This window comes from Microvirga sp. ACRRW, from assembly GCF_022346925.1.
In the GTDB taxonomy this organism is placed as follows: Bacteria; Pseudomonadota; Alphaproteobacteria; order Rhizobiales; family Beijerinckiaceae; genus Microvirga.
The window spans coordinates 526,517-546,129 of sequence record NZ_JAKRNJ010000001.1 but is presented as its reverse complement, the minus strand read 5'-3'; the positions used below and the strand labels follow the sequence as shown (position 1 = coordinate 546,129).

The following is a 19,613-nucleotide window of genomic DNA, read 5'->3' as shown; positions in this document are numbered from 1 at the left end:
TTCTGTGGAAGCACCTCTGTTTTGGTTTTCCGCATTTTCTGACGGTGAACCGGAGCCACTTCACCGAAAAATGCACCTGTTCAACCCATGCAAGGTCGCCAGTCCGGCCCTGCGTCTGTGGCAATTGTGCTATGGGTTTTTGTGCCTTATCTGCAAGAAATCTTGTAAATAAGGCAATATCCACATGATTAAATCGTGGTTTTCTCGGCCCCTCTGGCAGCGGGTCGCAGTGGGCTTCGCGCTCGGCATCCTGGCCGGTCTCTGGGCAGGGGAGCAGGCAACGGCCTGGTTCAAGCCTCTCGGCGACATCTACCTGAACCTCGTGCGGATGATCGTGATTCCGCTCGTGTTCTTCACCATCACGTCCAGCGTGGCGAAGCTGGCGGAAGCCGGCAACGTGGCGCGCTTGGGCCTGCGCACGCTGTTCTGGTTCATCGCGACCTCAACCATCGCGGTCCTTGTGGGCATCGCGTTCGGCCATCTCATCGATCCGGGAATTGGGCTGTCGAACCTGCCGCTCGGCGAGGTGAAGCCGCGCACGATCCCGACGCCGCTCGAAGTGCTGATCGGCATCGTGCCCACGAACCCGATCAAGGCCATGGCCGATACCAATGTGCTGCAGGTTCTGTTCTTCTCCGGCATCGTGGGCGCTGCCCTCGTGTCGCTGGGCGAGAAGACGGCGGGCATCCGCACTCTTGTCGATCAGGGTGCGACGCTCGTGTTCCGCATCACGCGCTGGGTTTTGCAGCTCACGCCCATCGGCACCTTCGGCCTGATCGCCTGGGTCGTCGGGCGCTATGGTCTGGCCTCGCTGCTGCCGCTCGGCAAGTTCATCGCGGCCATGTATCTGGCCTGCCTGTTCCACATCGTCGTGGTCTATGGCGGCTTGCTGAAGGTCCACGGCCTGAAAGTGGGACGCTTCTTCAAGGGCGCGGCTCCGGCGATGCAGATGGCGTTCGCTACCTCGTCGAGCCTCGCCACCCTGCCGATGAGCTTGCGCGTTGCTGTCGAGAAGCTCGGCGTGCCGCAGAGCTATGCCAGCTTTGCCGTGCCGCTCGGCGCGAATGTGAAGATGGATGGCTGCGGCGCGATCTATCCCGCCATCGCCTCGATCTTCATCGCGCAGTATTTCGGCCTCGACCTGTCGCTGACGCAATATGTGCTCATCGGCCTTACTGCGGTTCTGGGCTCGCTCGGCACGGCGGGCGTCCCCGGCACGTCCATCGTGATGCTCACGCTCACCTTAAGCACGGCGGGCCTGCCGCTCGAAGGCATCGGCTACATCGTCGCCATCGACCGCGTGGTCGACATGATGCGCACCATGACCAACGTCACCGGCCAGATCCTCGTGCCCGTGATCGTCGCGAAGGAAGAGCGCGTTCTGGATCAGGCCGTCTATGACGGCGCGCCCAGCCCGGCTGCGCCGCGCGGCGAGCAGGTTCTTGTCGCTGCCGAGTAAAAACGAAAAGGCGGGCTTGATGCCCGCCTTTTTTATTGAGATCAGAACAGGAAGTCTGAGGCGCCGATCAGGGCCTTCTGCACGTTCAGCAGCGTGATCGACTGCCCGTTGGCGGTGATGATCACGTCATCGGCAATGCCGTCACCGTCGCCATGGCCCTGCTTGATGGACAGCTTGCTGAAATTCAGCGAATTGCCGCGCAGGTCGATGCGGTCGAGACCGTTCTGGAAGCCCGAGATCTTGTCCTTGCCCCAGTTGCCGCTGAAGCGGAAAACATCCGCATCCGCGCCACCGCTGAGGGTGTCGTTGCCGGTTCCGCCGTCGAGCGTGTCACGACCGGCTTCTCCGTAGAGCCTGTCGTTCCCGCTGTCGCCGCGCAGCGTGTCGTTTCCGGTGCGGCCATAGAGCTTGTCGTTGCCCGCGTTGCCCTTGATCAGGTCGACGCGCGACGTGCCGATGAGGGTGTTGGCACCCGTGGTGCCGGTGATCACCTTCACCAGAGCGGGATCGATGAGATCGAGCTTCACGTTGCTCTCGCCGATCGTTACCTGCTTTGCCACCGGAACGACGCTGCCGGAATAGGTGACCTTGTAGGTGCCGCTCGGAAGCGCGAGGCTGTATCCGCCGGCTGCTCCCGACGTGGTGGTGAAGCGCGCGCCTGTGGAACTCACCGCAGTGATCGTCACGCCCTTCAACGCCTCGCCCACATCGTAGAAGCGGTCGCCGTCCTTATCGTCCATGGTGACGCCGGTCAGGAACACTTTCGAGCCTGAGCGCGCGAAGTTCTCGGTCACGAAAGCACCATCCCAGCCCTGATAGGAACCCGTGTTGAACCCGATGCCGATCTCGCGGAACGTGCCGTTGAGGATGTTGGCCTTGTGGCCGGGGCTGTTCATCAGGTTGGTGTGCAGCAATTGCACTTCGTCCTGATAGCCTGCGGGGCCGCGAAGGCTCGCCCAGGCGACGTTCTCGGCCGAGGACCAGGAACCGCTGAACACATAACCCGCGCTCTTCATGCGCTCCGTCGGCGTCGAGCCGTTCACGCCCGTATGGGAGAAGGCATCGGTTCCGATCATCCAGTCCGTGTGGGAATCGGTGGATGCGTTGAGATTGCCGTTGAAGGCGAGCGGCTGTGCGCCGACCTTAGCGCGCGCCGCATTCACCAGTTCGAGCATGAGCTGCTCGTAAGCTGTCGCTTGTGCCATGAGGAAATGCCCCTTGTCGTGTTCTTTTCGGGGCCGGTGAATCCGCGCTCCCTTTGACGCAGGTGTTAATTCTCAATTGGGAAGAACTTGTGGCAACCGTTGGACTTCAAGGCATTCGTTCTCAACCTTGACTGTAAGGATGCCCTTCATCCTGTCACCGAGGAGGCGAATGAGTGTGTGCATCTATGAAAGGGTGCTGGATTGCCGTGGCGGCTCCTATAGATATGAGCGCTGGTGTAGAGGAGCCGTCATGTCCGAACGCGTCATCAAGGACGATCAGCCGCGTACTTATTTCGACTGCAACAAGTGCCCGGCCTTCTGCTGTTCGATTTATGAACGCGTGGTGGTGACGAAGCGCGACATCACCCGGCTGGCGAAGTATTTCAACGTTTCCTTCGAGGAGGCCCGCGAACGCTACACGGCGGATTTCGAAGGCGAGCGCGTGCTGAAGAGGGTGAAGGACAAGATCTTCGAGAAGACCTGCATGTTCCTCGACCAGAAGACCCGTGGCTGCTCGATCTATCACGGACGCCCGGCGGTCTGCCGTTCCTATCCAGGCCGCTCGCGCTGCGCCTATTACGACGTGCTGCGCTTCGAGCGGAGCAGCCAGGGCGACGAGAGCGTCATTCCCCTCATCAAGATCACCTTCCACGAGGTGGAGGAAGAGGTCGAGGAATACGCGGACGGGCCTGAGCGGGTCTATGAATGGGATGAGAAGTAGGGCAGCCCCTTGCCCACGCAACAACCCTGCCTTGCAGGAGCAGGTGAGGCTCTGAGGCCGTAATATGGTATAGAGCCAGCTCGAATGTGCCTTTTCAGGCCCGGCGGAGCTTGGCCTTAAATCATAAGAACGCCAAATGGACAGCAAGTCTCCCGCTTTTGCCGCCGCTCCTGCACGTGCCTCCATCGAGCGGGTGACCGTTCCGATCCTCGCCGCGATCAGCGTCTCCCATCTGCTGAATGATCTGATCCAGTCCCTGCTGCCGGCGATCTATCCGATCCTGAAAGAGAACTTCCATCTCGATTTCGGCCAGATCGGCTTCCTGACGCTCACCTTCCAGCTCACGGCTTCCCTGCTGCAGCCGCTGGTCGGCACCTATACGGACAAGAAGCCGCAGCCCTATTCCCTCGTCATCGGCATGGGCTTCACGCTCATCGGCCTGCTCACCCTCTCACGCGCGAGCTCCTATCCGCTGCTGCTTTTGGGCGCCGCTTTGGTCGGCATGGGCTCATCCGTGTTCCATCCTGAATCCTCCCGCGTGGCGCGCATGGCCTCCGGCGGGCGGCACGGTCTGGCGCAATCCGTGTTTCAGGTGGGCGGCAATGCGGGTACCGCGCTTGGGCCGCTGCTTGCCGCCTTCATCGTCGTGCCTTTCGGCCAGCCCAGCATCGCCTGGTTCTCGGTCGTCGCCCTGCTCGCAATGATCATCCTGTTCAATGTCGGGCGCTGGTATGGGGCAAAGCTCGCGGAACTGAAGGCGAAGCCGAAAGCTTCCGCTTCGCTGTCGAGCCTGTCGAGAAAGCGTGTCGCCATTTCGATCACGATCCTGATGCTGCTCGTGTTCTCGAAGAACTTCTATACGGCGAGCATCTCCAGCTACTTCACCTTCTACCTCATGTCCAAGTTCCAGGTGTCGGTGCAGGATTCGCAGCTCTATCTCTTCGTGTTTCTTGGCGCGGTCGCCGCAGGCACGGTGATCGGCGGGCCCATCGGCGACCGGATCGGGCGGCGCTACGTGATCTGGATTTCGATCCTCGGCGTGCTGCCATTCACGCTGATGCTGCCTTACGCCAACCTGTTCTGGACGGCTGTGCTCAGCGTCATCATCGGCCTCGTGCTGGCTTCCGCCTTTTCAGCGATCCTCGTCTACGCAACGGAGCTGGTGCCCGGACGCGTCGGCATGATCGCAGGCCTGTTCTTCGGCCTTTCCTTCGGCATGGGCGGATTGGGCGCGGCGGTGCTCGGGCATCTCGCCGACCTGACGAGCATCGAGACGGTCTACAAGATCGTGTCGTTCCTACCGGCCATCGGCTTGCTCACATACTTCCTGCCGAAGATCGAGAAGGCTCGTTTCTGAAGCGAGATCAGAGAGCAGGCTCCGCTTGCTCTCTCTTCGCTGAGGACACCGCAACACGCCGCTCGTGTTCGAGCAGCCATTTCTTGCGCCAGATCTTTCCGCCGTAACCGGTCAGCGATCCATCCGCGCCGATCACGCGATGGCAGGGAATAATGATGGCGACCTGATTGGCGCCGTTGGCCCGCGCAGCGGCACGCGGCGCTTCGGGGCGTCCGATGAAGCGGGCGATCTCGCCATAGCTGCGCGTGTCGCCGACGGGGATCTGCCGCAGGGCGTCCCACACCGTTGCTTCGAAAGCGCTGCCTCGCTGAACGATGGGCACGTCGAAGGCAAGCGACCGGCCTGAGAAGTAGCGCTCAATCTGGCGGGCCAACTCATCGAGCATTGGATGCGTTCCGAAGCAGATCGGCCCGACACGGGTTCTCAGGCGATTGATTTCGGTCGGAAGAGCGGCGCGCTCCGCGAATTCGAGAAGATGCACGCCCGTATCGTCCACGATGGCGAGCATCGCGCCGATGGGAGTGTCGAGCCATTGCGCGGTCAGGATGGGCCGCTCCGTCGCGCGCACCGGCGCATCGCCCACGAGCTTGGTGATCGCCTCGCGAAAGCCGCTGCCGGATTCGTATCCGGAATCCAATTGCGCATCCATCACGGAGCCTCCCTGCTGCAAACGATTGACGGCGATCCCCAATCGCTGAGAGCGCGCATATTGCGCGAAGGTAACGCCGTATTCGCGCTGAAAGGCGCGGCGGACGGTGGAGGGGTCGTAGCCTAAGGCCTTCAGATCCTCGGTGCTCCAACGCCGTTCGGGCTCGGCCTTCAGCTTTTCGCGCAGCGTCTCGAACGCTCCACTCGTCGGCCGCTGCCGGTCGAGGGGCTTGCAGCGCAGGCAGGGCCGAAAGCCCGCCGCTTGCGCGTCCTCGCAAGCGCCGAAGAACACGACGTTGCCGCGCTTCGGCTTGCGGGCCGCACAGGTCAGGCGGCAGAAGATGCCGGTGGTCTTCACGCCCACATAGGCGAAGCCTTCATAGGAAGGATCGCGGGCGATCAGGGCGGCGTAGAGTGTGTCGTCATCGCGGGTCATGCCAATGTTTTAGCCTAAACCGCGAAGCCCTGCCGCCGGAAACGAGGCGTCGATTTTTTACTGCCAGGAATAGTTGAAGCTGATGCTGATGCGCTCAGATTCCGCTTCGTTGAGCGGCACTTCGTGGCGCAACCAGCTTTCCCACAGCAGCACCGTCCCGGGCGCGGGCTTCATATAGGCGAACTGCCGGTTCTCCTGCTTGGCCTTGGCCTTGCGGGGCGGGGCCGCCATCATGAAGCCGAGGCGCGGATCTTCGAGCTTGAGCGCGCTCGCGCCTTCCGGAATCGTCACGTAATAGGTGCCGCTGATCACCGAATGCGGGTGGATGTGGGACGTATGAATGCCGCCGGGCGGGAGGATGTTGATCCACAAGCTGTCCATGACGAGCTTGCGGCCTTGGAGGTCGAATTCCAACTCCTTGGCGAAAGCCGCCACATGCTTGTCGAGATCCTTCAAAAGGTCGCCGAACACCGGCACGCGCCAGGGCAGGTCGTTGAGCGAGGCATAGGAGGTGTAGCCCGGATAGCCGTTCTTCTCGCACCAGCGCTGGCCGGCCTCGTCGTCTTCCGCGATGGACAGGCAGGCGGCTTCGAGCTCATCGTTGCGGCGCTCGGCCTTCGTGCCGGCGAGTTCCGCCCGGTAGACCTTGGTGACGAAAAGCGTATCGATGCTTGGCATGGTCCGGCTCTCCAAAGACGGGGGCTCTGTCAAAATGATTGCCCTTTTGGGGCGCATAGCATCTTTTCTCAAGTCATGCGCCCCCGCGCCTTGAAGGAACCGTGGGGACAACACACCTTGGCCTTATGATGACGGTTTCTCCCCTGGCAGCCCTTCCGGACGATCTCCTGTCGCTCGCCCGCTCTCTCGATGCGGAAACGCTGCCGCGCGTCATCGCCCTCAGGGATTGGCTCGTGACCGTGGCCGCCCGCATGGAGGATTCGAACGAAGTCCTGAGCGGCTTCCTTGCCCAGCTCATCGATCTCGGCCTGCCCATCGACCGGGCCGTCTCGGCCATCGAGGCGCTTCATTCCGAATATGCCGGGATCGGACGCTTCTGGACCCGGGAGGAGGGGACGATCGTCCGCTATCTGCCGCACGGCGACCGGCGCGAAGCGATCTATCAGAAAAGCCCCTTCGCTCATGTGAACCGCACCGGCGAGTGGCTCTTCCTCGATCTTGCCGAGACGCCGGACGATCTATTCCCGGTCATTCCGGAACTGAAAGAGGCGGGCTACCGCTATTATCTCACGATCCCGATCCACTTCACCAACGGCGCGGAGAATGCAATCTCCCTCGCGACGCGTTCGCCTGAAGGTTTCGGCAAGCATGGATTGACGATCCTGCGCCTCGTCATGCCTTCCTTCGCGCTCATCACGGAACTGCGCGCCACCAGCAACCGTCTTGACGAGGTGCTGCGCATCTATGTTGGCGACGATCCGCACAAGGCCATTCTCTCAGGCGCCATTCAGCGCGGGCAGGTCACGCGCATCCGTTCCGCCATTCTCTTCGCGGACATGCGCGAGTACACGCGCATTTCCTCCTCGTTGAGCCCGGAGAGCGCGGTGGAATTGTTGAACAACTATTTCGACTGCCTCGTGCCGCCCATCGAGGACGAAGGCGGCGAGGTGCTGAAATATCTGGGCGATGGATTGCTCGCCATCATGCGCGATCGCGGCGACGACACGGGCGGCGCCGCGCAATCCGCTTTGACCGCAGCCACCAACGCCCTGCGGCGCATCGAGGCCGCGAACAACGAAGGCCGGTTTCCCGTGCCGATCAATGTGGGCTTCGCCCTGCATCACGGCGATGCGGCCTACGGCAATGTGGGCTCCGGCCAGCGCCTCGACTTCACGGTGATCGGGCGCGACGTGAATCTCGCAAGCCGCATCGCCGATCTCAACAAGCGACTCGGCGAGCCGCTGCTCATGTCCAAGCCTTTCGTGGAGCATCTGTGGGGCAATCCCCATACGCTGGGCGCGCACGCCGTCGAAGGCTTCGAGGAAGAGGTCGAAGTCTACCGGCCTTGAAAGGGGGCAGGGCAGGGAGGTACTCTGTGTCAAAAGGGGGTGACGAACGCCTCTGCCTCGGCTAGATGATGTCCGGCCTTCCCTGGAAGGGCCTGTAGCTCAATGGTTAGAGCCGGCCGCTCATAACGGTCTGGTTGCAGGTTCGAGTCCTGCCGGGCCCACCAATTTCCTCATAAGCAATTGAAAATGTTTTGTTTTTATTGTCCGAGCTGGCGCTCGGTTTGACACTGGGCGTTTCTTCCTTGTACTCACGAGGGTATGATCTGCTGGCCAAATGCACCTGCTCGACCTCCGTGCACCGCTTAACCTCGGCATGTACGCACATATTTCTTGAGAGAGCTGTGCCTAATACTAAAGGAAACTACCAATGAATATCCTTTGGTAGTTTCCAAGCCCAGGCCCTAGGAGAGAACATGAATGACCTTCACCGCTCAGAGATCATGAGGCGGCAGGTTCTCATGATGCTCGAAACATTCATCTAACCTTACTACCTACACTCTCACAGCTGCGAAGCAAATCGCTCCATCCATCAGCTGCTCATATGGCGAGAGGAGCTTAATGCGGAAACCCTTGGGAGACCTGGAATAACAGTCGGCCAGTAACCCATTTGGCGAGACAAACACGTAGTAGTCTTCAGCAACAGGTTGGGTAAAGCACACTTCAACTTCACCGACACCAATATCTATGAAGGACGATACGCCTTTACCATTCCCCTTCATGGTTGTGCAGTCATACGAGCCGATGCAGATGATACTTTTTTCTGCGCCGGTTTGTCCGGGCGGAGCCAATAGGACAGATAGGGATCCTCCGACAAAGGGAATGGCAGCAATCGCCGCCCCTGCAATTCGCTGATCCCATTCGCGCGGGGTGATCTTATCGAAGCCCTCAAGAAGGTTCTTAGCGGTCATGGCTATCCTCATCTGAATGGGGTTCTGGTAGAGCAGAACTAATTGCTGAAAATAGTGCCTGCGTGTCACTGGCGTCGTGGAAATCGGTCATGCCCCGGCCCAAGCGACGGTGCGATTGCGGCCGTCCCGTTTGGCTTGGTAGAGCGCGGCGTCCGCATGGGCGACAAGGGTCTGCAAGTTGTCGACGTCATCGGGACCGGTGGTGGCTAAACCGATGCTCGCGGTCACGCGCCCGTGGGTGCTGGTCGGGTGCGGAATTTCCGCCCTCGCCAGCGATGCCTGAAGCATATCGGCAACCTTCAAGGCGCCTGCGCGATCCGTATCCGGAAGAATGAGCGAGAATTCCTCGCCGCCATAGCGTGCTGCCAGATCATCGGAGCAGCGCACCGCTGTCGACAGCACTCGGGCGAACTGGCGAAGGGCCTCGTCGCCGGCCTGATGGCCGGAGGCATCGTTCAGGGCCTTGAAGTGATCGATGTCCAACATCAGGAGTGACAGAGGCCGGCTTGTGCGCTGAAGCCGCCCCCAAGCCCGCTCGAGAGTTGCATCGAAGACGTGGCGATTGGCCAGATCGGTCAACCGATCCGTTTCGGCTGCGCGCTTGAGCTGCTGATTGATGCGCCACAGCTCGAGCTCATCCATCGCGATTGCGCCAAGATCCTTCAAAGGAGAGAGATTGAATCCGTCCTTGGATTGAGACTCCCGCTTCATGATGCACAAGGAGGCCACGGCGGCTCCGTTCTCGGTGAGCAGCGGTACACCAGCGTAGAAGCGGAAGGGGAGATGCGGGATGACCGGGTGCCCGGCGAGCCGTGGGTCGGTCTGCATGTCGCCTACGACAAGAGGCTCACCGGATGAGATCACGATCTGGCAAACGGATTGGTCCCGTTCGATCCAGGGAGCGACCCCGTCTCCACGGATGGACTTCATCCATTGATAGCGGTCATCGATGAAGCCCAGAAACGCGACGTCGGCCTCGTAGAACTGAGTGGCCAGACGGGTGATGCGATCGAACCGTTCATCGGGAGGCGTGTCGAGGATGCCGCAGGAGAACAGAAAGTCGAGCCGCTCGGCTTCGTTCAAGGGCGGCTGAGGTACGGCAAACACAGGAACGTCCATCCGGCGAAGAGTGATACTGAGTTGCCCTTCTCTTTAGCGGTTTCCTCCCGAGATTCAAAGGCGATAAGCGTTCACGGCTTCAGGAGTTCGCCCTGCTGCGCTTCCGTGACCCCCTGGTCGGACGCTTGGGTCCAGCGGGGGAGGAGCTGGAGGTATTTTTTCCGCAGCTTGCCGTAACACTCGCATGCGTTCTGTTCGAGGCGCTGCCGGTCAAGAATGGTGAAGGTTCCCCGCCCTTGGCTGATCAGGCCCTTCTGCTGGAGCGCACGGGCCGTCTCGGTGACGGTCGAGCGCTGGACACCCAGCATCTCGGCCAGAAACTCGTGGGTGAGGGGGATCTCTGTTCGGCCTGTTCTGTCGCTTGTCGCGATGATCCAGCGGCAACAGCGGGATTCGACGCTATGAGCCGCATTGCAGGCAGCCGATTGCAACGTCAGAACCATCAGGATTTCCGTGTAGCGCGAGGTCATCTCCTGAAGTCCGGGACGGGAGGCTATTGCCGCGCGGAGCAGCTTCGGATCGATGCGGAGCATCGTGCCCGGAACCTGGACAACGTAGCGGCCGATCGTCCCGAGATGGACGCCGCTGAAGGGCAGTCCAACCATGGCCTCGCGTCCAAAATTTGCCATTTCGGCAACCCGCCCATCCTCCATATCGCAAACCAGGGAGATGATGGCCGTTAGCGGAAAATAGATATGCTGCAGTAATTCGCCTTCGTGAGCCAGAACCTCGCCCCGCGCCACCTCGACCTGTTCAAGATGAGGCTCCAGCCATGCGCGATCCTCCGGGCACAAGGTGGCGAGCAGATTGTTGTCGTTCGTTCCTGCCAAATGAAGCTCCCCAACGCCCCTGCGGATCAGCAAGGAGAAGATACGATTGTTCCTTGAGTGAGCAACTTGCTTGAGAGCAATGTCAACAACCTTGGCTGTGCTTCGAAGCGCCGCGGATCCTGTTTCAGCTCGTGGCGGGGCAGGCGGCGGACTTGGACAATTCGAGGTAGCCACGGGTGAAATGGCATGACCAATGCGGATCATACCGGGCTGTTGGGGCATCCTTTGGTTGCTCAGGAGAATGGTTCAGTTAATCGTCAGGGCATGAAGTCGCCCTCGCTCCTGCTGGCTGCCGGCCTCGTCGCAATGACCGCGTCCGCCAACGCCTCGCCCTTGCTGCTGGTGGATGCATCCTCCGGCGATGTCCTGGTCGCCCAGGAGGCGACCCGCTCCTGGCATCCGGCCTCGCTGACCAAGATGATGACGGCGCATCTTGCTCTCATGGCCGTCCGTTCCGGCAAACTGACGCTCGACAGCTCCGTCGTCATGAGCGCACGCGCCGCCGCTCAGGCGCCATCGAAACTGGGTGTGCCGCCGGGAACCTCTCTGCGCCTGGAAGATGCGCTCCGCGTGATGATGGTCAAGAGCGCAAACGACGTGGCGGTGGCGGTCGCGGAAACCGTCGGCGGCAGCGAAGCATCGTTCGCCGCGGCAATGAACGCGGAGGCCGCCCGTCTTGGCATGAGCGGCACGCGGTTCGTCAATGGCAGCGGCCTGCACGACGATCGCCAAGTGACCAACGCGAGGGATATGGCTGTCCTTATGCTGGTCATCCTGAGCTATCATGCGGACCACACCGATCTCTTCAGAATGTCGGCCATCGCGGTCAACGGCCGGACGCTCAAGAACACCAACAAGCTGATCGAGAATTATACCGGCCTCGAGGCGACAAAGACCGGTTATGTATGCGCATCCGGTTTCAACGTGGCGGTCTCCGCTGTCCGTGGCGGCAGGCGAGTCGTCGGCGTGGTGCTCGGCGCTCCCAATGCCGCGACGCGGACACGGATCACGAAGGATCTTCTCGACGCGGGTCTTGCCGGAAACACCACTCCCGTCGGCGACATTCTCACATTGAGAGCCAGCGCTCCCTCACCGGCGGCGGATTTGCGCCGTGTGAAGTGCGGACGCCAGGAGCCCGTGGTTGCGGGCGCCGTCGCCGTCGGTGATGGGAAGCGATAAGGCTGCTCCACGCCGCTGATGAAAGCGGCTTCATAGGCCGGACAGCCGCCCTCAACGTCTGAGCCGCGATCTTTGCATCGGCCCTTGGCCGCTGCTTTCGCCGGGAATGGTATTGAGGCACATCTTGACTTGATTATCCTCGTCATCGCGCATGGTCAGGCAGACTTCCGCCTCTTCGAGGCAATCCGACGGATTGCCATAGCGCGCGCAGAGTTCCTCGCTCTCGGCCCGGATAGTGTTGATGATGCCATAGACAAAATTGCCGGCGCCATCGGGCCTGCTCGCAGCCTCCTTCGCCGGCGGTTGCGGCGGCGCCGGCCGCTTGGGCGATGGCTTGGGCGGCTTCGAGCCGATCGTCTGCGCTTGTTCACGCGCCGGGTTGTCCGCTCGTGCGGAAGAGAGGTAAGGGAACAGGCTCAATGCGATCGCCGCCAACGAGACGGCCAATCGTTTCCGGAACGCATTCAATTCGGTCATCATCGCTCTCCCCGCCGATTGCGCGGATGACATCATGTGTTCGACAATCAATCGAGTTTGGGATCTCTATGGTCTGATCGACGAGCCGCCCGCGTTGCCATGCTGAAATCCAGAACTTCTCCATTGAACTCAAACTAACTCCGCCAGGCATCGGTGCTTGATTGCTTGAGACAGAGTTTTGACTATTTGGGACAAGGCTCTGGTGTTCTCGCGCGAATGAAAAAAAGTCCCGGGCGATCCCGCCTTCATGCCTCATCGCGAGCATTGTCTATACGCGGTGCCGATTTCGTCTTGTTCGTTGAAGAAGCGCTTGAGCGAGCCGTCCGGTTGCGCGGCCACGAGAACCCTCACCTCGTCGTCCGAAACGGCATTGGCGCAGGAGAGGATGAGAAGCCGACGGTCTCCGGCGGGCTTGGCCGATTTGATGCGGCACGTCGCCTGAGGTGTTCGTAGCCGGTTACCGGCGATGATGAAGGCAGGCGCGAAGATGTCGACCGGCCGCTTGAAGGATGCTCCCTTGCCGGTCGACGCGTAAACCTCCGCACAATCCTTGTCGCCCGACAGCCAGGCACCCTGGAAGCCGGGCGGCGCTCCCTGCGCTTTCGCATCCGATGCTGCAACCGATATCACCAAGCCGAACCCAGCAGCAGCCATGAAGCGACCAACTTCCATGTGACATTCTCCAGCTGTTGCCCATTCCGCGAAACATTAGACGAACCGCGACGCTTCGCTTGACAGATGAGGACAATCCCTGTGCAGTTTTGGCCATTGCCTTGAACTTGGACGCATGAACCTTCGCGTGGGCGAGGCCGCGATGTCCCAAATTGTCAAGAAACTGTCCTCTCCGATCAAGCACGATGCTGCGGCCGAGCTAGGATGGTCTCGAAAGGCAGGGAGACCATGAAGGTTCTGGTATTCGTCGTGTTCGTCGCCGTTGCAGGTTTCGCTACGGGCGCTTTTGCCCAGTCATCGACTCTCGCAATGACCTGTGCCCAGGCCAGAGGGATCGTGGCCTCGCAGGGTGCGGTTGTTCTGCGGACGGGACCAACAACCTACGACCGTTATGTGCGCGATGGGAGCTTCTGCGCGCTTCAGGAAACGGCACGTCCCGCCTGGGTGAGGACGGCTGATTCCGCACAATGTCCGGTCGGTGGAGTCTGTCGCTCGGCTGGGTTCAGCGACTGACGATGATCGGTCCGGCTGCACCGGGCCCTATGACAGGTTCAGACTTGTATTCTCCACGCTTTGACAACGCAGCCGAAGATCGGCGTCAGGCTCACGTCCGGCCCAACATGTAGAACTCGTCGTTGGGCCGCATGCTGGTGACGTTGGCGAGGCGGTTCGACATGCCGAAGAAAGCTGCGATCGCCGTGATGTCCCAGGCATCCTCCTCGCTGAAGCCGTGGGCGCTCAACGCCGCCAAATCGTCCTCGCCGATGGCGTAGGCTTTGAGGGCGACTTTCATGGCAAAGTCGAGCATCGCCTTTTGCCGGTCCGTGATGTCAGCCTTCCGGTAGTTGATGGCGACCTGATCGGCGATCAGCGGGTTCTTGGCCCTGATGCGCAGGATCGCTCCATGGGCGACGACGCAATATTGGCACTGGTTGGCGTTGCTCGTCGCCACCACGATCATCTCGCGCTCGGCCTTGGTGAGGTTGCCCGGCTTGTCCATCAGAGCATCGTGATAGGCGAAAAAGGCACGGAACTCGTCCGGGCGCCGGGCAAGCACCAGGAAGACATTCGGAACGAAGCCCGACTTCTCCTGTACCGCGAGGATGCGAGCACGGATATCATCCGGCAAATCGGAGATCTGTGGAGTCGGGAAGCGGCTGATCTTGGCGTCATTCATGGGGGCTTCCTTCCTGTCGTTGGCTTGAGGCTTATTTCCGTGTGAGCTTATTCGGCTTGGCACCCGTGGACAACGTGCCTAATTATGACGAGGCAGGAGAGAAGACCGATGAGCGTGCAGCAGATTGTTTCCGATGAGCCCATTCTGATCCGGGAGGAGCGCGAAGGCGTCGTCACCCTGACGCTGAACCGGCCCGGCCAGTACAATGCCCTGTCGGAACACATGCTGCAGGCGCTGCAGCAGAGCCTGGATGAACTCTCCACGGACGAGAGCGTGCGCTGCCTCGTGATCGCAGCGGCAGGCAAGGCCTTCTGCGCGGGGCACGATCTGAAGCAGATGCGCGCGAACCCGCGCCAGGAATATTACGAGGATCTGTTCCAACGCTGCGGGCGTGTGATGCAGAGCATCGTGACCTTTCCCGTTCCGGTCATCGCCCGGGTGCACGGCATGGCGACGGCTGCGGGATGCCAGCTCGTCGCATCCTGCGATCTCGCCGTTGCCGCCGAGAGCGCGACATTCGCGGTGTCGGGCATCAATGTGGGCCTCTTCTGCTCCACGCCGGCGGTGGCGCTTTCCCGCAATGTCGCGCCCAAGCAGGCCTTCGAGATGCTGGTCACGGGCCGCTTCATTTCGGCGGCTGATGCTCTCTCCTACGGCTTGGTCAACCGCGTGGCGCCCGATGCCGAACTCGATGCGGCTGTCGCTTCTCTCACGTCGGATATCTGCGCCAAGAGTCCCGTTGCGATCCGCACCGGGAAGGCCATGTTCGGCCGCCAGCGCAGTATGAGCCTGGAAGAGGCTTATGCCTATGCAGGGCAGGTGATGGCCTGCAACATGATGGCCGAGGATGCCGCAGAGGGCATCGATGCCTTTATCGGCAAGCGCAAGCCCAAGTGGAAGGGGCGCTGAACCTCTCTTCAAGCCGCTCCCGCGCTGGCGCGCGCCATCTCGCGCAGTTGGAATTTCTGGATCTTGCCGGTGGATGTTTTCGGCAGTTCGGTGAAGATCACATGGCGCGGGCATTTGAAGGATGCGAGGTGCTGCTTGCACCAGGCGATGAGATCCTCGGGAGAGGCTGACTGACCGGGCTTCAGCTCCACGAAAGCGCAGGGCGTCTCGCCCCATTTCTCGTCGGGCATGGCGACGACCGCAACTGTCTGCACCGAGGGATGCTTGTAGAGCGTATCTTCCACCTCGATGGAGGAGATGTTCTCGCCGCCTGAAATGATGATGTCCTTCGAGCGGTCTTTCAGCTGAACATAGCCGTCGGGATATTTGACCCCGAGATCGCCGGAATGGAACCAGCCGCCCGCGAAGGCCTTCTCGGTTGCGGACGGATTCTTGAGATACCCCTTCATCACCACATTGCCGCGGAACATGACTTCGCCGAGCGTCTTTCCGTCCGCCGGTACGGGCTGCATCGTGTCCGGATCGAGCACATCGAGCTCTTCCAGAACCGGATAGCGCACGCCCTGCCGCGCCTTCTTCGCCGCATATTCCTCCGATGACAGCTTGTCCCAGTCCTCGTGCCATTCATTCACAACCGCAGGGCCATAGACTTCCGTCAAACCATAGAGATGGGTGACGTCGAACCCGGCAGCCTTCATGGCTGCGAGCACGGCTTCCGGCGGCGGGGCTGCTGCCGTCATGAAGCGGACCTTATGCGGCAGATCGCGCTTTTCATTGTCGGGGGCATTGAGCAGTGTCGACATGACAATCGGCGCGCCGCACAGATGCGTGACCTTGTGGTCGGCAAGCGCATCGTACATGGGTTTCGCGCGCACAGCACGCAGGCACACATGTGTTCCGGCAACGATGGATAACGACCAGGGGAAGCACCAGCCGTTGCAATGGAACATGGGCAGCGTCCACAGATAGACCGGATGCTGGCTCATGGCACCTGTCACGATGTTGCCCATGGCGAGCAGGTAAGCGCCGCGATGGTGATAGACGACGCCTTTCGGGTCGCCGGTCGTACCAGAGGTGTAGTTGAGGGTGATGGCGTCCCATTCGTCGCCGGGAGGGCTCCAGGCGAAATCCGGATCGCCTGCTGCGAGAAACTCTTCGTATTCGATCTCGCCCAGGCGTTCGCCCGCGCCTGTGAATTCCGGATCGTCATAGTCGATGATGAGGGGCTTATTGGGGACGAACTCGAGCGCGGCTTTCACGACACCCGAGAATTCGCGATCCGTGATGAGAACCTTCGCCTCGCTGTGTTCGAGCGAGAAGGCGATGATCTTTGCATCCAGGCGCGTGTTGAGCGTGTTGAGCACCGCACCCGCCATGGGCACGCCGTAATGGCATTCGAGCATGGCCGGCGTATTGGGTAGTATCACTGACACCGTGTCGCCGCGCCCAATGCCGCGCTGTTTCAATGCCGACGCGAGACGCCGGGAACGAGCGTAGAAATCGCGGTAATTACGCTTCAAAGCACCATGGATGATGGCAACCTGCTCAGGATGGACGCCTGCTGCACGCTCCAGAAAGGTGAGGGGCGTCAGAGGTTGATAATTCGCCGGGTTCTTGTCGAGGTTCGTGTCGTAAGCCGTCGAAGTCACGAGCGTTTCCCTGAAATCTGCCGATGAAGTTTCTTTAAGGGCATGGCCCGGCAGGATTGTCCTGACCGGGCCGGATTCTAGCAAATGCGTGAACATCCGTCTCGATATTCAGGCTTAGCAATAAGGCGATTACTGGCTGGCCTTCACGAGCGGGCACTCACCTTCCGCTTGAGGACGGAAAGCCTGATCGCCGGGAATGGTGCGCACGAGCTTCAGGTAGTCCCACGGCTCGCGGGATTCTTCCGGCTTCTTCACCTCGAACACGTAGAGATCATGCACCATGCGGCCGTCCTCGCGCACCTTGCCGTTCTTGGCGAAGAAGTCGTTGACCGGCAGCTCCTTCATCTTCTTCGCGACAGCCTGCGCCTCGTCGGTGCCTGCGGCCTCGATGGCCTTGAAGTAGTGAATGAGCGAGGAATAGACACCCGCCTGGCCCATGGTCGGCATGGCCTTGTGGCGCTCGTAGAAACGCTTCGACCAGGCGCGCGTCTCGTCGTTGAGATCCCAGTAGAAGGCCTGCGTCATCAGAAGGCCCTGCGCCTGCTCGAGGCCGATGGCGTGAACGTCCGTGATGTGCATGTAGAGACCCGCGAGCTGCACGCCCGAACTCGTGAGGCCGAACTCATGCGCCTGCTTGATCGCGTTCACCGTGTCGGCCCCGGAATTGGCGATGCCGACGATCTTGGCGCCTGAGCTCTGCGCCTGCAGAAGGAACGAGGAGAAGTCGTGATTGCCCTGAGGATGCTTTACGCCGCCGACGACCTTGCCGCCTGCCTTGGCGACGGCCTGTGCGGTGTCGCGCTCTAGCGCATGACCGAAAGCGTAATCCGCCGTCAGGAAGTACCACGGGCCACGGCTCGCCAGAGGCTGGCCGGTGCCGACCGCGAGGCCGTAGGTGTCATAGGTCCAGTGAATGCCGACTGGTGAGCAGAACTTGCCCGTGAAGTCCGACGAGCCGCCCGTGGAGGCGATGACGAGGCGGTTCTTCTGGCGTCCGATTTCCTGAATGGCGAGCATCACCGAGGAGGTCGGCAGATCGACGATGGTGTCCACCTTCTCCACGTCGATCCAGCGGTTGGCGACGGAGGAGCCCACATCCGGCTTGTTCTGGTGGTCGCCCGCCACGATCTCGATGGGCTTTCCAAGTACCTTGCCGCCGAAATCCTCGACGGCCATCTGGGCGGCGATGGTCGAGCCCGAACCTGCCATGTCCGCATAGATGCCGGATTGGTCGTTCAGCACGCCGATCTTGACGATGCCGTCAGAGATCGTCTGCGCGAAGGCGGGCAGGGCAGTCAGGGACAGGGCGCTTATGCCTGCCGCGAGCGCAATCCGGTTCTTATGAAGCATCGTTCTCTATCTCCCTCAGGTGAAGTGCCTGCGGGAGGAAAAGCGTTCAGCTTGTCCTTGTCAACGGAAAAGTTCTGTTTAACGAACAAAACAGGATGGTAGTTCGATCTTCCTACTCTCATGAGATAAGGAAAAAAGTCGTTATGAAGTTGCCTATCTAACGGTCTGACTGAGATTTTGTACGTAATAAAGAACGAAATTTAAGCGTGGGGGTGGGTTGGGCAGGTGCCCTTCCGTGTTCCGGATGGGGCTGCTCGCCACCGATCCGATCAGAGCGGCAGGCCCTTGAGAGACGAAACCGCCGTCATGACACCGCGCAGCTCGGCGAGGCCTTTGAGGCGGCCGATGGCCGGATAGCCGGGATGGGTCGGCTTGCCCACATCGTCGAGCAGTTCGTGCCCGTGGTCCGGCCGCATGGGGATACGCCAGCGCGGATCGCCCGAGTCCTTGCGGCGCTTCTGCTCTTCCAGAAGAGCGGAGACAACGGCCACCATGTCGGTGTCGCCGCCGAGATGGTCCGCTTCCATGAAGGAACCGTCTGGATCCTTAGCGACGTTGCGCAGATGCGCGAACCAGATGCGGTCGGCAAAGCGCTTCGCGATGGCCGGCACATCGTTGGATGGCCCCGCTCCAAGAGAGCCGCTGCAAAGCGTAATGCCGTTCGCGGGCGAATCGACCGCGCCGAGGATGAAGGCGAGATCGTCCGCATTCGACACGATGCGCGGCAATCCCATCAGGGAACGCGGCGGATCGTCGGGATGAATGCACATGCGGATGCCGACTTCCTCGGCGGTCGGAATCACCTCGCGCAGGAAGCACGCCAGGTTTTCGCGCAAGGAAGATGCATTGATGCCTTCATAGCGTGCGAGGATCGCGCGCAGGCCGGGGATGTCATAGCGGTCGTAAGCGCCCGGCAGGCCCGCCATGATGTTGGCGAGAAGCTTGTTGCGGTCGGCTTCCGACGAGCGGCCGTACCATTCCTTCGCGCGTGCCAGGACCTCGGGAGATTGCTCGTCTTCGGCGCCAGGGCGCTGCAGCATGAAGCAGTCGAAGGCTGCATATTCATGCATGTTGAAGCGCAAGGCCGTTCCGCCTCCCGGGAGGGGGTAGGCGAGTTCGGTGCGGGTCCAGTCGACGACCGGCATGAAGTTGTAGCACACCGTCGTGACGCCGCATTGCGCGAGATTGCGCAGCGATTGGCGGTAATTGTCGAAGAGCGGGGAAAGATCGCCCTCGCCGATCTTGATGTTCTCATGAATCGGCAGGCTCTCGACGACGCTCCAGCGCAGGCCGAGCGATGAATCGGCGGCGATCTCGGCTTTGCGCTTCTCGATCTCCTCCACGCTCCAGACAACGCCGTAGGGAATGTGGTGTAGGGCGGTGACGATTCCCGTCGCGCCGGTCTGGCGGATGTGGGGAAGCTGAACGGCATCGTCGGGGCCGAACCAGCGCCAGGTCTGTTCCATGAGATCACCTTGTAAAGGAGCCGA

General features: G+C 61.0%; 19 protein-coding genes and 1 tRNA gene. 8 read left to right on the top strand and 12 right to left on the bottom strand.

From position 1 onward, the window contains the following. Positions 1 to 184: 184 nt before the first annotated feature. Entirely contained in the window at positions 185 to 1,459 is a 1,275-nt protein-coding gene (locus MHY87_RS02620; RefSeq protein WP_239349078.1) for a dicarboxylate/amino acid:cation symporter, read from the top strand. A gap of 41 nt (positions 1,460 to 1,500) precedes the next feature. On the opposite strand, the gene MHY87_RS18810 is transcribed toward MHY87_RS02620, so the two are convergent. After that, positions 1,501 to 2,664: a CAP domain-containing protein gene (locus MHY87_RS18810; protein WP_304611094.1), complete on the bottom strand. Its 1,164-nt coding sequence runs from the start codon at positions 2,662 to 2,664 to the stop codon at positions 1,501 to 1,503. A gap of 250 nt (positions 2,665 to 2,914) precedes the next feature. Here MHY87_RS18810 and MHY87_RS02605 point away from each other — a divergent pair, with 250 nt between their 5' ends. Both MHY87_RS02605 and MHY87_RS02600 read left to right on the top strand, forming a co-directional pair. Continuing rightward, entirely contained in the window at positions 2,915 to 3,385 is a 471-nt protein-coding gene (locus MHY87_RS02605) for a YkgJ family cysteine cluster protein (RefSeq protein WP_239349076.1), read from the top strand. A 136-nt stretch (positions 3,386 to 3,521) separates the two neighbouring features. Further along, positions 3,522 to 4,742 carry an MFS transporter gene (locus tag MHY87_RS02600; protein WP_239349074.1) on the top strand — a complete coding sequence of 407 codons (1,221 nt, stop codon included), beginning with the start codon at positions 3,522 to 3,524 and terminating at the stop codon, positions 4,740 to 4,742. A gap of 7 nt (positions 4,743 to 4,749) precedes the next feature. On the opposite strand, the gene MHY87_RS02595 is transcribed toward MHY87_RS02600, so the two are convergent. Together MHY87_RS02595 and MHY87_RS02590 are read right to left on the bottom strand one after the other, a co-directional pair. After that, a complete protein-coding gene (locus tag MHY87_RS02595) occupies positions 4,750 to 5,826 on the bottom strand; it encodes a bifunctional transcriptional activator/DNA repair enzyme AdaA (RefSeq protein ID WP_239349072.1) in 1,077 nt (358 codons plus the stop codon). A 57-nt stretch (positions 5,827 to 5,883) separates the two neighbouring features. Next, complete coding sequence (locus tag MHY87_RS02590) at positions 5,884 to 6,504, bottom strand: TIGR02466 family protein (RefSeq protein WP_239349070.1); 621 nt, start codon at positions 6,502 to 6,504, stop codon at positions 5,884 to 5,886. Between the two features lie 128 nt (positions 6,505 to 6,632). Here MHY87_RS02590 and MHY87_RS02585 point away from each other — a divergent pair, with 128 nt between their 5' ends. Next, entirely contained in the window at positions 6,633 to 7,853 is a 1,221-nt protein-coding gene (locus MHY87_RS02585) for an adenylate/guanylate cyclase domain-containing protein (RefSeq protein ID WP_255726319.1), read from the top strand. Between the two features lie 88 nt (positions 7,854 to 7,941). Beyond that, positions 7,942 to 8,017 (top strand) — tRNA-Ile (locus MHY87_RS02580). A 327-nt stretch (positions 8,018 to 8,344) separates the two neighbouring features. Here the strand turns inward: MHY87_RS02580 and MHY87_RS02575 are convergent. From MHY87_RS02575 to MHY87_RS02565, 3 genes are all read right to left on the bottom strand, one after another. Then, positions 8,345 to 8,761 (bottom strand): hypothetical protein, encoded by a 417-nt coding sequence (locus tag MHY87_RS02575; protein ID WP_239349066.1) that lies wholly within the window; start codon positions 8,759 to 8,761, stop codon positions 8,345 to 8,347. Positions 8,762 to 8,848: 87 nt separating this feature from the next. After that, positions 8,849 to 9,868: a sensor domain-containing diguanylate cyclase gene (locus MHY87_RS02570; RefSeq protein WP_239349064.1), complete on the bottom strand. Its 1,020-nt coding sequence runs from the start codon at positions 9,866 to 9,868 to the stop codon at positions 8,849 to 8,851. An 83-nt stretch (positions 9,869 to 9,951) separates the two neighbouring features. Continuing rightward, the gene (locus MHY87_RS02565) at positions 9,952 to 10,710 is read right to left on the bottom strand and encodes a Crp/Fnr family transcriptional regulator (RefSeq protein WP_239349062.1); all 759 of its coding nucleotides are present in this window, start codon (positions 10,708 to 10,710) and stop codon (positions 9,952 to 9,954) included. Between the two features lie 186 nt (positions 10,711 to 10,896). Here MHY87_RS02565 and MHY87_RS02560 point away from each other — a divergent pair, with 186 nt between their 5' ends. Continuing rightward, a complete protein-coding gene (locus MHY87_RS02560) occupies positions 10,897 to 11,889 on the top strand; it encodes a D-alanyl-D-alanine carboxypeptidase family protein (protein ID WP_239349060.1) in 993 nt (330 codons plus the stop codon). 51 nt (positions 11,890 to 11,940) lie between these two features. Here the strand turns inward: MHY87_RS02560 and MHY87_RS02555 are convergent, their stop codons facing one another. Then, on the bottom strand, positions 11,941 to 12,366 hold the full coding sequence (locus MHY87_RS02555) for a hypothetical protein (RefSeq protein ID WP_239349058.1): 426 nt from the start codon (positions 12,364 to 12,366) through the stop codon (positions 11,941 to 11,943). A 252-nt stretch (positions 12,367 to 12,618) separates the two neighbouring features. Next, on the bottom strand, positions 12,619 to 13,038 hold the full coding sequence (locus MHY87_RS02550) for a hypothetical protein (RefSeq protein ID WP_239349056.1): 420 nt from the start codon (positions 13,036 to 13,038) through the stop codon (positions 12,619 to 12,621). A 228-nt stretch (positions 13,039 to 13,266) separates the two neighbouring features. Here MHY87_RS02550 and MHY87_RS02545 point away from each other — a divergent pair, with 228 nt between their 5' ends. After that, entirely contained in the window at positions 13,267 to 13,551 is a 285-nt protein-coding gene (locus tag MHY87_RS02545) for a hypothetical protein (protein ID WP_239349054.1), read from the top strand. A gap of 91 nt (positions 13,552 to 13,642) precedes the next feature. On the opposite strand, the gene MHY87_RS02540 is transcribed toward MHY87_RS02545, so the two are convergent. After that, positions 13,643 to 14,215 carry a peroxidase-related enzyme gene (locus tag MHY87_RS02540; protein WP_239349052.1) on the bottom strand — a complete coding sequence of 191 codons (573 nt, stop codon included), beginning with the start codon at positions 14,213 to 14,215 and terminating at the stop codon, positions 13,643 to 13,645. A 108-nt stretch (positions 14,216 to 14,323) separates the two neighbouring features. Between MHY87_RS02540 and MHY87_RS02535 the strand changes: the two genes are divergently transcribed. After that, positions 14,324 to 15,124, top strand: coding sequence for an enoyl-CoA hydratase (locus tag MHY87_RS02535; protein ID WP_239349050.1), 801 nt, complete (start codon positions 14,324 to 14,326; stop codon positions 15,122 to 15,124). A gap of 8 nt (positions 15,125 to 15,132) precedes the next feature. Here MHY87_RS02535 and MHY87_RS02530 read toward each other — a convergent pair whose 3' ends face one another. The 3 genes from MHY87_RS02530 to uxuA all read right to left on the bottom strand — a co-directional run bounded on the left by MHY87_RS02530 (position 15,133) and on the right by uxuA (position 19,589). Then, positions 15,133 to 16,773: an acyl-CoA synthetase gene (locus tag MHY87_RS02530; protein ID WP_239349048.1), complete on the bottom strand. Its 1,641-nt coding sequence runs from the start codon at positions 16,771 to 16,773 to the stop codon at positions 15,133 to 15,135. A gap of 129 nt (positions 16,774 to 16,902) precedes the next feature. Next, positions 16,903 to 18,123, bottom strand: a complete 1,221-nt coding sequence (locus MHY87_RS02525; protein WP_239349046.1) for an ABC transporter substrate-binding protein — start codon at positions 18,121 to 18,123, stop codon at positions 16,903 to 16,905. Between the two features lie 269 nt (positions 18,124 to 18,392). After that, a complete protein-coding gene (uxuA, locus tag MHY87_RS02520; RefSeq protein ID WP_239349044.1) occupies positions 18,393 to 19,589 on the bottom strand; it encodes a mannonate dehydratase in 1,197 nt (398 codons plus the stop codon). Between the last annotated feature and the right edge of the window lie 24 nt (positions 19,590 to 19,613).